General features: G+C 68.8%; 10 protein-coding genes. 5 read left to right on the forward strand and 5 right to left on the reverse strand.

Annotated elements, in window-relative coordinates; genetic code table 11:
• Nucleotides 1-102 precede the first annotated feature (102 nt).
• Nucleotides 103-1560 (reverse strand): GTPase domain-containing protein, encoded by a 1458-nt coding sequence (locus ACIGKQ_RS06175; RefSeq protein WP_287015178.1) that lies wholly within the window; start codon nucleotides 1558-1560, stop codon nucleotides 103-105.
• Nucleotides 1545-2411, reverse strand: coding sequence for a hypothetical protein (locus ACIGKQ_RS06180; protein WP_266060778.1), 867 nt, complete (start codon nucleotides 2409-2411; stop codon nucleotides 1545-1547). Before ACIGKQ_RS06180 ends, ACIGKQ_RS06175 begins: the two co-directional genes overlap by 16 nt.
• A gap of 104 nt (nucleotides 2412-2515) precedes the next feature.
• Between ACIGKQ_RS06180 and trmB the strand changes: the two genes are divergently transcribed.
• From trmB to ACIGKQ_RS06200, 4 genes are all read left to right on the forward strand, one after another.
• On the forward strand, nucleotides 2516-3295 hold the full coding sequence (trmB, locus tag ACIGKQ_RS06185) for a tRNA (guanosine(46)-N7)-methyltransferase TrmB (RefSeq protein ID WP_235722821.1): 780 nt from the start codon (nucleotides 2516-2518) through the stop codon (nucleotides 3293-3295).
• The gene (locus ACIGKQ_RS06190; RefSeq protein WP_287015175.1) at nucleotides 3292-4032 is read left to right on the forward strand and encodes an NYN domain-containing protein; all 741 of its coding nucleotides are present in this window, start codon (nucleotides 3292-3294) and stop codon (nucleotides 4030-4032) included. Before trmB ends, ACIGKQ_RS06190 begins: the two co-directional genes overlap by 4 nt.
• A gap of 123 nt (nucleotides 4033-4155) precedes the next feature.
• The gene (locus tag ACIGKQ_RS06195) at nucleotides 4156-7431 is read left to right on the forward strand and encodes an MMPL family transporter (RefSeq protein ID WP_396572759.1); all 3276 of its coding nucleotides are present in this window, start codon (nucleotides 4156-4158) and stop codon (nucleotides 7429-7431) included.
• A gap of 148 nt (nucleotides 7432-7579) precedes the next feature.
• Nucleotides 7580-8935 carry an MFS transporter gene (locus tag ACIGKQ_RS06200; RefSeq protein WP_396572761.1) on the forward strand — a complete coding sequence of 452 codons (1356 nt, stop codon included), beginning with the start codon at nucleotides 7580-7582 and terminating at the stop codon, nucleotides 8933-8935.
• 106 nt (nucleotides 8936-9041) lie between these two features.
• Here the strand turns inward: ACIGKQ_RS06200 and ACIGKQ_RS06205 are convergent, their stop codons facing one another.
• The 3 genes from ACIGKQ_RS06205 to ACIGKQ_RS06215 are packed head-to-tail and all read right to left on the reverse strand — an operon-like array spanning nucleotide 9042 to nucleotide 12262.
• The gene (locus ACIGKQ_RS06205; RefSeq protein ID WP_287015172.1) at nucleotides 9042-9737 is read right to left on the reverse strand and encodes a response regulator transcription factor; all 696 of its coding nucleotides are present in this window, start codon (nucleotides 9735-9737) and stop codon (nucleotides 9042-9044) included.
• The gene (macS, locus tag ACIGKQ_RS06210; protein ID WP_396572763.1) at nucleotides 9706-10941 is read right to left on the reverse strand and encodes a MacS family sensor histidine kinase; all 1236 of its coding nucleotides are present in this window, start codon (nucleotides 10939-10941) and stop codon (nucleotides 9706-9708) included. Before macS ends, ACIGKQ_RS06205 begins: the two co-directional genes overlap by 32 nt.
• Nucleotides 10910-12262, reverse strand: a complete 1353-nt coding sequence (locus ACIGKQ_RS06215; RefSeq protein ID WP_328714734.1) for an AI-2E family transporter — start codon at nucleotides 12260-12262, stop codon at nucleotides 10910-10912. Before ACIGKQ_RS06215 ends, macS begins: the two co-directional genes overlap by 32 nt.
• A 34-nt stretch (nucleotides 12263-12296) precedes the next feature.
• Between ACIGKQ_RS06215 and ACIGKQ_RS06220 the strand changes: the two genes are divergently transcribed.
• Nucleotides 12297-13442 (forward strand): YbhN family protein, encoded by a 1146-nt coding sequence (locus ACIGKQ_RS06220; RefSeq protein ID WP_328714732.1) that lies wholly within the window; start codon nucleotides 12297-12299, stop codon nucleotides 13440-13442.
• Nucleotides 13443-13448 lie beyond the last annotated feature (6 nt).

The raw sequence follows: 13448 nt of genomic DNA on the forward strand, positions 1-13448 counted from the left end.
TCGGCCCCCCTCCCGGCGGCCGTCGCATCGGTTCTTCCACCTGGTTTCGTCAGATCGGCCAACTGCAGTTGGGGGACGAAGCGATACCCGGCGGAGGAACCGTCACACGCGAGCGAGTTCGGCGCGCAGTGCCCGGACGCGGGCGAGACGGTCGCGTGTGGGTTGGCGGGCCGCGCCGGTGCGCAGGGCGCGCAGCTGCTCGTCGATCGCGGCGATATCGGCGGCCGCCTGGCGGGTACGACGTTCGTGGTAGCGGGTGATCTGACCGATCAGATGGGCTTCGGCCGCGGCCACTCGTGACCCCACCCGGTGTTCGAGTCGCGCCCGGGTCTCGTTGAGCGCCTCGCCGCTCCAGGTGCGCATTTCGGCCCGTACCGCGGCCGATCGCCGCACGCGGATCACCAGTACCGCCACCAGGACGCCGAGCACCAGGGTCAACGGCATACTCACCCACTGGAGCGTGTGCACCGAGGCCATCGGCGCCACGATGAGCCGCCCGAGCCCGAGCCCGCTGGACGCACCGATCAGCACCACCAGCAGATCCTCTCCGCTGCGCCGTGCCGTGGGCACCGGCCTGTCGAAGGGCGGCCCGACGTCGTCGGTTCCCGCGACCGGTGCCGGTCGGGGCGCCGCCGCGTCGATGCCGAGCAGTGCTGCGGCCGACACCTCGTCGAGGCGCTCGTCGGTGGCCGTATCGACCCGCGCTCGCATCGCCGTGGTCTGGTCGGTGAGCCACCGGGCGAACTCGTCGCGACCCCGCGCGGACAGCCCCGCCGTGCGAGCGGTGGCGTCGGCGGCGAGCGCGCGGGTGCCACCGGCGATGTCGGCGATCGTCTCGCTGCGCACCCGGGTCAGTCCGGCCCGCACCACCGCCAGCCGGTCGGCCCGGCCGCGGTCGCGGGATTCGAGCACGCGACGACGGTGAGCGGCCAGGTTCTCGGGATCGTCCTCGCGGGACGCCTCTGCGGCGAGTAGCTCGTCTTCGAGTTGCCCGAGCGCTGCCAGCGCGGCACCGGTCCGGGCGCGTTCGCGCCGCTGCGCGGGTGCAGCGGCCATCTCCTCGGCAGCCCACTGCAGCAGCGCGCCGACGCCCGACTCGGCGTCGGTCCCGGACAGCGCGAGCGTCGACGACACCGCGAAGACGGGGAGTTCCTCGCGCGGATCGAGCGTCGCGCGATGGGCGCGCAGGATGCGCGGCCACTCCCAGTAGGCGTCGATCTTGGTGCACACCAGCGCCACGGTTCCGAAGCGCCGCCGCAGCTCGTCGACGGCGCCGCGCTCCTCGGCACCGACCGACGACGTCGGATCCACCACCAGCAGTGCCGCGCCGACCGCCGCATCGTCGGCGCGGGCGCCCCATCGGCCGGACTCCACGCGCAGCGTGGGGTCGATGTGTCGGCAGGCCTCGAGCAGCGTCGACACCCCGGTCCCGCCGATCCCAAAGACCGCGACATCGGTCCCCCCGCCGACGATGGCGGCCGGTTCGTAGCCGGTCAATCCGGCCACGGCCGCCGACACATCGGCGGCCACCCCGGCGCCGGCCATCACGCCGCCGGCCATCTCGTCGCCTCGGTCTCGGCGAGTTGCGCAAGCAGCGGCTCCACGGCGTCGCGGTCGTGCCCGCGTGCGGCGATCGTCTCGAGCCGGGTGCGCAGCTCCACCAGCCGCCACTGCCGGACCCGCCCGACGCGTTCGGTGATGGGCGCGATCACCTCGTCGATTCCGCTGCGTCGCCACAGTTCGCGGTCGAGCATCGTCGTATCGGTCACGTCGGGGTGTGCGGCGAGCAACTCGAGCGCGATCTCGATTCCGGTCCGGTCCAGCCGCCGCATCAGTGCGGCGCGCATGACGCGTTCGTCGTCGGGGCCGGCGGAGAGGAACGCCCCGGCCATCGCCGGCATCTCTTCTCCGGTGCGCGCCAGTTCGCGGAGGAATCCGAGTTCGTCGTCGGTGACCGTCGCACGTGCCAGCAGCGCCGACACCGGGATCACCGCCTGATCGATCTGCTCGGCGCAACGCGCGGCGACCTCGGCGGCCACGACCGGATCGCGGTGGGTGTCGGATTTGTTGAGCACCACGATGGTCCGGTCGGTGGGTGAACGGGCCAGCATGTCCCGATCGTGCGCCCGCGGCGGGCCGGTGAGCACATGCATCCACAGATCCGCGTCATCACCTCCGGTATCGCTGGTCGCGGCCACCGACAGCCGCTCGTGCAGAGCTCTCGCGAAGGTTGCCCGACCGCTGCCCGCACGACCGGTCACCCGCACCTGCAGGGGCCGCGCGTAGCGGCGCGCGGCGTCGGCGAGTTCGGCGCGCGCGGGTGAATCGGGTGCGACGACGTCGGCGAGGCGCCCGGACTCGGCCAGCCGGGCGGGCGTGTCCGGGGACACAGTGCTGGGGTCGTTCGCCATGCTGGAAATGTAACGTGCACCATCGCAGCGCGGCATGGTGTCCGGCGAGTCGATTGCCCGCTGACCGGGGCCGAAGCGGTGTCGGCTGTTCCGCGACACCACCCATGCGCAACGATGGACGGGTGAGCGAGAGCGTCGATCAGTCACGTCTGTACCCGCGGGTGACCAGTTTTCGATTCCGTCGGGGCACCCTGACGACGGGTCAGCAGCGCAATTGGGAGCAGTTGTGGCCCCGGCTGGGCCGCGACCTCGCGATCGGTACCGACCGGGTCCCCGAGGAACCGATCGACCTCCCGGAGTTCTTCGGCCGCAACGCACCCGTCGTCCTGGAGATCGGGAGCGGCACGGGGATCTCGACGGCGGCGATGGCCACCGAGGAACCCCACGTCGACGTCCTCGCGGTGGAGGTCTACAAGCCGGGCCTCGCACAACTACTGGGTCTGGTGGACCGCGGCGGACTCACGAATGTGCGGATGGTGCGCGGCGACGCCGTGGTGGTGTTGACCGAGCTGCTGACATCGGAGTCGCTGACCGGGATCCGGGTGTTCTTCCCGGACCCGTGGCCGAAATCACGTCACCACAAGCGCAGGCTCATCCAGAGCGGCACGCTGGAACTGATGGCCGACCGATTGGTGCCCGGGGGTGTGCTGCACATCGCGACCGATCACGCCGGGTATGCGGAGTGGATCGCCGAGCATCTCGCCACCCAGCGGCGTGACCGACCGCACGTCGTCCAGGCGACGGCCGGCTCGCCCATCCTGCTCGACCGTCCCACCACCAAATTCGAGGGGCGCGCCGAACGAGAGGGTCGCGAGGTGAACGAATTCGTATATGTTCGGCCCCAACCCCCCACTTCCCGACCCACCGAAAGCGGCGGAGCATGAGCGACGACGTCACTGCGACCCAGCCGGCCCCCACCCAAAGTGCCGGGTCAGCGCCAGGTTCCGGACCGTCGGGCACCGGGCCGAATCGGTTCGCCGACACCATCTCCGGCCAGAGCGGAACACCGCGGGTGCTGTTGGTCTGGGATGCACCCAACATGGACATGGGGCTCGGCGCGATCCTCGGCGGCCGCCCGACCGCGGCGCACCGACCGCGCTTCGACGCGCTGGGCCGCTGGCTGTTGCAGCGCACCGCCGACATCTCCGCCACCGCGGCGACGGGCACGTCGGTGGAGCCGGAGGCCACCGTCTTCACCAACATCGTCCCGGGCAGCGCCGACGTGGTTCGGCCGTGGGTGGATGCGCTGCGCAACGTCGGTTATGCGGTGTTCGCGAAGCCCAAACTCGCCGATGACAGTGATGTGGACAGCGACATGCTCGACCACATCGCACTTCGCAGGCACACTGTTGGACTAGCTGGCCTCATCGTCGCCTCGGCCGACGGCCAGGCGTTCCGGGAGCCGCTGCTCGAGGTGGCCGCCGACGGCGTTCCGGTCACCGTGATCGGTTTCCGCGAGCATGCCAGCTGGGCCTTGACCACCGAGGAGTTGGAGTTCGTCGACCTGGAGGACATCCCGGCGGTGTTCCGTGAGCCGTTGCCGCGGATCGGTCTCGACTCGTTGCCCGACGACGGGGCGTGGCTCACACCGTTCCGACCGTTGCAGGCACTGCTGCACTGATCACGGTTCCATCGATCCCGACCGACTCAGGGATCACTCAGGACCGCTTGCCACAATCCCGCCTGAAGAACTTCCCGCGCGCAGCACTTCATCCGCCAGGTACGACCGAGAAAGGAACGAGGCGTGTTCGGAGCCATCGGCACATTCGTCTTTCGAATGCGCTTCGCCGTGATCGCGGTTCTGATCGCCCTGATGGGCGGTCTGGGCCTCTACGGTCTCGACCTCGGTAAGTACCTCAGCCAGAGCGGCTGGTTCGATCCCACCTCGGAGTCGGTGAAGGGATCGGTGGTCGCCGACACCGCGCTGGGCCGCGATCACCGGTCCGACGTCATCCTGCTGATCACGCCACCAGAGGGCACCTCCGTCGACGACCCTGAGTTCGGCGCAAAGGTGGAGAACTTCGTCGATGACCTCATCGCGCAGCACGGCGACATCGTCAACCGCGAGGATCCGGGCATCATCGACCCGTTCTATCTGCGCGATCAGACGTCCACCTCGCAGGCCGCGCAGGCCACCATCCGGGAACGCACGTTCACCGACGACGGCCGCCACGCGTTCATCAGTATCGGCGTCAAGGGTGACGACGACACCACGGTGCTCAACAACTACACCGTCATCGAACCGTTCTTCGACGACATCGGCGCGAGATTCAACCTCGAGGACACCACGTTCGAACTCGCCGGCCTCCAACCGGTGGCAGGCAGTATGGCCGACGGCATGGACAAGGACATCCACCGTGCCGAGGTGATCGCCCTGCCGTTGGTCGCGATCATGTTGTTCTTCATCTTCGGCGGGGTGATCGCAGCCTGTCTGCCGGTGCTGATCGGCGGTCTGACGATCGCCGGATCGCTGGGCATCATGAAGATCCTCGCCCAGATCACCGAACTGAACATCTTCGCGCAGTCGGTGGTCACGCTGATCGGCCTCGGTATCGCGATCGACTACGGCCTGTTCATCGTCAGCAGATTCCGCGAGGAACTCGCCGAAGGGTATTCGACGAAGGCCGCGGTCCGCCGAACCGTGATGACGTCGGGACAGACCGTGGTGTTCTCGGCGACCATCATCGTCGCGGCGCTGGCGTGTCTGCTGATCATGCCGCAGGGCTTCCTCAAGTCGGTCGCCTACGGCGCGATCGCGTCGGTGACGCTCGCGGCGATCTTGTCGATCACCGTGTTGCCGGCCACCCTGGCCATCCTGGGGCCGCGGATCGACGCGCTGGGTCTGCCGTTCCTGCGGCGCACCAAGACCAAGGAAGAGGTCGAGAACGGGTTCTGGGGCCGACTGGCCGGTTGGGTCATGCAGCATCCGGTGGCGACTGCGGTCCCCACGATCCTGCTGTTGCTGGTGCTCACCATTCCGTTCGGCGGAATCAAGTTCGGCGGCATCAGCGAGGCCTACCTGCCGCCCGACAACCCCAACCGGGTGGCGCAGGAGAACTTCGACGAGTATTTCCCCACCGAGCGCACCGAAGAGATCAAGCTGGTCGTCGCCTACGACCCGAACGACGCGGCCAGCGGGCAGAAGATCCAGCAGATCGCCGACGAGGCCAATCAGATCCCCGGCTTCACCAAACAGTTCAGCCCGTCGTCCGACGGCGGGGCGCTGACCGGCCAGTACGGCGACAACGGACCGCAGATCATCCAGATGTCGGCGGGGCTGGTGGACCGCAACACCGCCGCGCCCGCCATCGACGACCTGCGCGCGATCGACACCCAGGGCCTCACGATGTGGGTGGCCGGCACCCCGACACTGACGCAGGACTCCATCGATGCGCTGATGTCACGGCTGCCGATCATGGCCGTCCTGCTGGTGCTGGTGACCGGCTTCCTGATGTTCCTGGCGTTCGGCTCGCTGGTGCTGCCGATCAAGGCCGCGCTGATGACGGCGCTGGGGCTGGGGGCCACGCTGGGCATCCTGACGTTCATCTTCGTCGACGGTCACGGCGCGGCGCTGGCCAACTTCACGCCCGGGCCGCTGTTCGCCGCGGTGCTGGTGCTGATCATCGCGATCATCTTCGGTCTGTCCACCGACTACGAGATATTCCTGTTGTCTCGCATGGTCGAGGCCAGGCAGAAGGGCGCGACCACCACCGAAGCCGTTCGGGTGGGCACTGCCCACACCGGTCGCATCATCACCGCGGCGGCGGCGATCCTGGTGGTGGTCACCGGCGCGTTCGGCCTGTCCGAGATCGTGATGATGAAGTACATCGCCTACGGCATGATCGCGGCGCTGATCCTCGATGCCACCATCATCCGCATGTTGCTGGTGCCGTCGGTGATGAAGATGCTCGGCGACGACTGCTGGTGGGCGCCGCGCTGGATGCGGGTGATGCAACAGAAGATCGGGCTCGGCGAGACGGTTCTCGACGATGAGCCCGACGAATTGCGCGATCAGGCCGCTGCCTCGCGGATGCGCTCGGCCGGCACCATCGTCGCCGAGGCACCCACCTCCACGATGCGCGCCGCTCCGCGGTCGACGCGCGGCGACGTCGGTGTTCCGGCCGCCGCAGCGACGGGTGCGGCCGCCCGCGGTGCCGCACGCACCGCCCCTCGGCCGACACCGGATCGTCAGTCGCCGAGACGTTCGGCGAACGTCGCGGCGCCACAGGCCGTGCCCGGTGGCCGACTACCGCGTGAGGGGCAGGTCGCCGGGCCGTCGGCCGAACCGGCGCCCGCACGCGTGGGCCCGTCCGCGCCGCCGACGGGCGACCGCTCAGCGAGCCGACCGACTCCTGCGGCACGTCCCGCACCCACATTCAGTCGCGCACGGCGTTCGCGGTCGGACGGCCCGGACACCGGCAGCTGGCGACTGGGAGCGGGTGGCATCCGCCTCGGCGACGATGAGCCGTCGGCCCAGTCTCCGTCGGCCCAGTCTCCTAACCCCCAATCTCGTAACCCCCAATCTCGTAACCCCCAGTCGGCTCCGACCCAGGCCCCGACGGCCCACCCCGGTGCGGCACCGACCCGGTCACAGCAGCCCCGCCCCGTGTCGCCGCCGGCCGCCTCGGCACCACCGCCACCGACGGCCCCGCGACCGCAGCGCCCGACCCCTGCCCCGCCGGCGGATTCGGCTCTCGGTCGCCGCCCGGCGCTGGACAACACGGGTAAGCGTCCGCTGGCGGCGTCGTTGAGCCCCGAAGGCGAACGACGCACCTCGCGGCCGCAGCGACCAGGGGGGTCACCGATGGATCGTGGTCTCAGCAACGAGACCCCGCCGTTGACCGGCCGGCAGCCGGATGGGGATCGACCCGGTACGGCGGAACCCACCGACGGTGGCGAGGGGCGCCGACGGGCCACCGACCGGCACGCCCGCTCCGACAACGACGGCGACGGCGCGCAGATCAGTGTGCAGGAACTGCTTCGCCGCAGCCGCTCAGGCAACGGCCGCTCGGAAAGCTGACCTCGGCGGCGTCGGATGCGCTCGGTTATCAATCACGTGATCTGAGCTATCAAAGGTCACCTTGGTCAGGACTGGCCAAACACCTGATGTGATCGGCCGCACATCAACGCAGGATTGTCTCCCAGCACACCCACCTTGGAGGCAGCCCATGAACGCACCCACCACCTGGACGAGCCCAGAGCACCGAAAAAGCGTGCTTTGGGTGGTGACCCTCGCCGCGATCGCCATTGTCTTCGACGGCTATGACCTCGTCGTGTACGGCACCGTCCTACCCACCCTGCTCGACGACCCATCGCAGCTGGGCGAACTGAGCCCGGGCACTGCCGGCGCGCTCGGCTCCTACGCGCTGATCGGCATGATGATCGGCGCGTTCATCGCGGGCACCTTCGGCGATCGGGTCGGCCGCCGCCGGATGATGCTGATGAACATTGTGTGGTTCTCCATCGGAATGGGAGCCACCGCACTGGCTCCCAACGTGGCCACCTTCGGTGTTCTCCGGTGTCTGACCGGAATCGGCATCGGTGGCCTGGTCATCACCGTCGGCGCCCTGGTCGCGGAGTTCGCGCCCACATCCAAGCGCAACCTGTTCAACGCCATCGTCTACAGCGGCGTCCCGTTCGGCGGCGTGCTGGCAGCGGTTCTGGCACTGCTGTTGGCCGATCACATCGGCTGGCGTGGACTGTTCTGGGTCGGCGCGTTGCCGCTGGTGACGCTGCTGCCGCTGGCGTGGCTCAAGATGCCTGAGTCGCCGCAGTGGCTGGTGTCGCGCGGCCGGCTCGACGAGGCGAGCGCCATCGGCACCCGCACCGGTATCCCCGTCGACCTCTACCCGCAGCCCGCCGGACAGGCCACCGCGCAGCCGGACAAGGTCGGCTTCGCCGCCCTGGCCTCACGCCGGTTCGCGCTGCCCACCCTGCTGCTGGGCACGATGAGCTTCGCCGGACTGCTGCTGACCTACGGCCTCAACACCTGGCTGCCGCAGATCATAGAATCGGCCGGTTTCAACGCCAAGGGATCGTTGTCGTTCCTGCTGGTCCTCAATGGCGGCGCCATCGTCGGCGGCCTCATCGCCGCCCGCCTCGCCGATGGTCGCGGCCCGCAGCGCATCGTCGCCACCTCGTTCTGCCTGGCCACATTCGCCCTGATCTGCCTGACCCTCGGGTTCCCGCTGCCGGTGTTGCTGGCTGCGGTCGCCGTTGCCGGTACCGGCACCATCGGTACCCAGGTGCTGATCTACGGCTACGTGTCGAACTTCTACCCCACCTCGGCCCGTGCCGCCGGTGTCGCGTGGTGCGCCGGATTCGGCCGGCTCGGCGGCATCGTCGGTCCGGTGATCGGTGGACTGCTGATCGGCGCAGGCATCTCGTCGAGTGCGGCGTTCTACATCTTCGCCGCAATCGCCTTGGCCGGGGCGGCCGCGACGATGCTGGTGCCGCAGGACAAGCCGAAGGCCGAGGTCACCGCCAACCCGGTCACCGAAGCGCCGTTGGCTGCCGCCGAATAGCCTTCCGGAACAACGACTCTGGCCCCTGAGGAGCCCGCGAACGGAGTGAGCGTGCGGGCCCCTCCGACATCGTGTGGGTCACCGAAGGACGCCCCGCCCGTCGCACTCATTCATCCAACCCCTGTTCGATCGCATACCGCGTCAGCTCCACTCGGTTTCCGAGCTGGAGCTTTCGCAGTGTCGCCTGGACATGGTTTTCGACGGTTCGGTGACTCAGCGACAGTCTGGTACCGATCTGTTTGGCACTGAACCCTTTCGCCACCAGTCGCAGGACCTCGGTCTCCCGGTCGGTGAGGGTGGGACGGCTGTCGTCCCGATCGGGTGTTGCCGAGATCCGCCGGTACTCACCGAGGATCAATCCGGCCAGCCCCGGCGTGAACACGGCTTGCCCATCGGCGGTCGCCCGGACCGCTTCCAGCAGCTCTGCCTGCGACGCACTTTTCACCAGATAACCACTGGCACCGGCCTTCACCGCCTGCAGAACGTCGTCACGCTCCTCCGACGCGGAGAGCACCAGGACCCTACTGCCCGGCGACACCTCGAGCACACCTGCGGTCGCCTCGGCACCGGTGCCGTCGGGCAGCTGCATGTCCATCAGCACCACGTCGGGCGAGACCGCGCCGGCCCGGCGCACGGCAGTGCCGACACCGTCGGCGGTCGCCACCACATCGAAGCCGTCCTCGGCCAAGTCACGGGCCACGCCCTCCCGCCAGATCGGGTGATCGTCGACCACCATCACCCGCAGTGCGGTCGCGGCGCCGTCCACCGACTCACCCGACCCGGTCGGCATCTGTTGCGCCATTACCCCTCCCGTCCACCGGAATCGTCAGTTCCCATTCTGTGCCGCCCTCGGGTGCGCATTCGAGGTGTGCGGTCCCACCCAGCGACTCGATGCGCCCGACGATCGACGTGGAGATCCCCATCCGCCCCTGTTGTTGCGCTTCCCCGAGGCGTCCCGGCTCAATACCCACCCCGTCGTCGCGGATACTGACCACGAGCTGATCACCGAGATCCTCGAGCAACACGAATGCACGCGCCCCTGACCCGGCGTGCCGGACGACGTTGTCGAGGGCGTTGATCACGGCGGCGCGGATTTCGGTGGCCACGAATGCCTCCACGTCGACCGCGGTTCCCGGAGCACTGACCGAGACACCGTCCGCGGCCAGGGCACGCAAACGGGCTGCGAGATCGACGGTGGTTCCGTCGATCTCGATCTCCTCGGCGGCCCCCGAGACCAGCCGTCGCAGCGCGTACTCCTGTTCGCCGGCAAGTTCGGCGAGCGCGGCGGTCTCACCGCCGATTTCACGGCCCCGTCGGGCGATGAGCGCGAGGACCTGCAATACCCCGTCGTGCACCTCGCGTGAGAGCCGCTCGCGTTCCTCGGTCGCCGCGGCGATCCCCGCCGCCTGCGCCAGCACCGCCTGGGCGCGGCGCGCGATCACCGCGGCCAGTCCGACGGCCATCCCGGTGGCCACGATGATGATGATCGTGGCGTTGCGACCGAAGTTGAGGTCGAAAGCGCCCTTGACGAATGCACTGGTGCCGCCGACGAGCAGCCCCGACACGATGCCCCAGACCGGCCCGGCCAGCAACGCCACCGAGATCACGGCATTGACGGCCCACAGCGTGGTCGGCCAACTCTGGTTGTTCAGGGCCCAGGATTCGGTGGCCACATATGAGGTGGACAGCATCATCGCGCAGGCCACCGCCACGTCGGCACTCACCCAGTAGCGGTTGCGACCGAAACCGACGTAGTAGGCGATGCCGCTGGTTGCCGTCCACGCCGTCAAGACCGCGAACAGCACCCACGCGGTCGCGCGGTGGGCCAGATCGTCGTTGATCGCGATCTGAAAACCCAGGGCGTACATATACGAGAGCAGCCGGAACAACTGCGCGGCCCGCCACAGCGGCCCCACCGGATCGGTGTCGACGGCCATCGCCAACTGAGTGGCGCGGCTCGGTCGGTGGAGCGGTTCAGGTGTCGTCGTCACGGCGTCGCGGGTCATCGGCGTCGGCGTCGGAGCGGGCGTACTCGTCGTCGGTCAACCCGCCGGAGTCCTCGTGCTCGGCCGGCAGGGTGGTCGTCGGGCGCAACTCATCGACGGTCTGGGTGTGGACGGTGTCCTCGGCGTCACGATGGTCTACGCGATCCCACCTCGGTTCGTCGGGTGAGGCGGAGTACATCGGCTCATCGGCCCGCTCCTCGCGGCGTTGCGCCGACGGCGCGCTGCCCGACAGGTGACGGACCGCGGTGTTGGCGAACGCGATCAACGGCACGGCCAGCAGGCCGCCGATGATGCCGGCGGAGACGATGCCCGCCGCGATCGCCAACACCACCGCGACCGGGTGCAGTCGCACCGACCGGCCCAGCAGGAACGGCTGTAGCACATGACTTTCCAGCTGCATGACACCGACGACGATCGCGAGCGCGATGATCGCGGCGATCCAGCCCTGCGTCACCAACGCCACCAGTACCGCCAACGTCCCGGTCGCCAACGCGCCGACGATCGGGATGAAGGCTCCCAAAAAGATCAGCGAAGCCAGTGGCAGCGCCAGCGGAACGTGCAGGATGGCCAACCCCACGCCGATACCCAGCGCATCGACGAAGGCGACCGCGACCGTGGCCCGCACGTAGCCGACCAACGTCGCGAAACCTGCGACGCCCGCCGCCCGCACCCGACCTCGCGTATCGACGGGGATCACCTTGGTGACGAACGTCCAGATGTGGCCGCCACCGTAGAGGAAGAAGATCAGCAGGAAGAAGGCGAGCAGCGCGCCGGTGACGATCTCGGTCGCGGTGGTCGCCGTCGCGAGTGCGCCGCTGGTGACCTGGGCCTGGTTGTGCTGCAGGAAGCCGGTGAGGTCGTTGCCGATGTTCTGGACCTGGTCGCGGTCCACGCCGAACGGGCCGTCGACGAGCCAGTCACGGCTGCGGTCGATGGTCGTGGTGATCTCGGAGGTGAGCTGCGGGAACCCTCGGATGAACTCCTGCACCACGAAGGTCAGGACCGCCGTCAACAGGCCGAGCACCACGACGATGGCGAAGAGCACCGCCAGCGACCTGGGCATGCCCGCCCGGTCGAGCGCATCGACGACGGGCACCAGCATCGCCGCACCGAGAATGGCCAACGCCACCGGCACCAGCACTTCCTCGAACTGGTTGAAGGTCAACACCAGGACGTAGGCGGCACCGGCGATGACCAGCAACCGCCATGCCCATTCAGCGGTGGCACGGACCAGCGGGTGCACCTTCTCACGATCGACCGTGACGATGTCGGCGGGCCGCTGCGCACGGGGTGATCGATCTACGGTGTCGGCATCGCTCACAGACACCAGCGTAGCTGTGGATATGGTGTGGGCTATGTCGTCGGAGGGGCCCGCCACGGGAAGCGTGTCCATGCGGTCACGCTTCTGGTGGCTGCGGTGGGTGCTGCTGGCGATCGTCGTGGTCATCCTGGCCGTCGAGGTCGTGTTGATCTCGCCCAGCCTCGAGGAGGCCTGGCGCCGCATCGGCGACCTCGACTGGGTCTGGATCGTCGCCAGCATCGTCGCCGCCCTGCTGTCCATGGACAGCTACGCGCAGGTCCAACGTGCACTGTTGCGATCGGGCGGCGTCAAGGTCGGCCAATGGCAGTCGTTGTCGGTGATCCTCGCGTCCAATGCGGTGAGCCAGACGATGCCGGGTGGCCCGGTGTTGTCGCCGGCCTTCGTCTACCGCGAGACCCGCAAGTGGGGCGCCACACCGGTCGTCGCATCGTGGCAGGTGGTGATGTCCGGTCTGCTCGCCGGCGTCGGCCTGGCGGTGCTCGGGTTCGGCGGCGCATTGCTGGCGGGCGCCAAGACCAGCCCGTTCTCGGTGTTCTTCTCGGTGGTCGGCTTCATCGCGGTCGCGGTGGTCTTCCAGTATCTGGCCAGCCATCCCGAATCGCTGCAGAGCACCCTGCTGCGGGTGATGGACTGGATCAACCAGGTCCGCAGCAAACCCGCGGGCAACGGGCACGACCGCATCATGGAGACACTCGAACAGCTGCGTGCGGTGCAGCTGTCCAAACGTGACCTCGGGGTGTCGTTCGGTTGGAGCATGTTCAACTGGGTCGCCGACGTCGCGTGCCTCGCGTTCGCGTGCTGGGCGGTCGGCGCGCATCCCAGCATCGCCGGACTGATGGTGGCCTACGCGGCCGGGAAGGCGGTCGGCACCGCGGTTCCGCTGCTGCCCGGTGGCATCGGTGTCGTCGACGCCGTGCTGGTTCCCGCCCTGACCTCGGCGGGAATGCCGGCCGCCGACGCCATCACCGCCGTGCTGGTCTATCGCGTCATCAGCTACATCCTGATCGCGGCCATCGGCTGGGTGGTGGTGCTGTTCATGTTCCGCGGCACCTTCCGCACCGGCGAGACCCTGGAGGAGGAGCTCGATCGCGACCTGGACTCGGAGCCGGGGGCCGGACGGGTCGACGAGCGTGATGCCGGTCCGGGTGATGGTCGACGGCCCGACGACCCGCTACCGTAGGGGACC

It is taken from the genome of Gordonia sp. NPDC062954, from assembly GCF_044543825.1.
Taxonomy (GTDB): domain Bacteria; phylum Actinomycetota; class Actinomycetes; order Mycobacteriales; family Mycobacteriaceae; genus Gordonia; species Gordonia tangerina.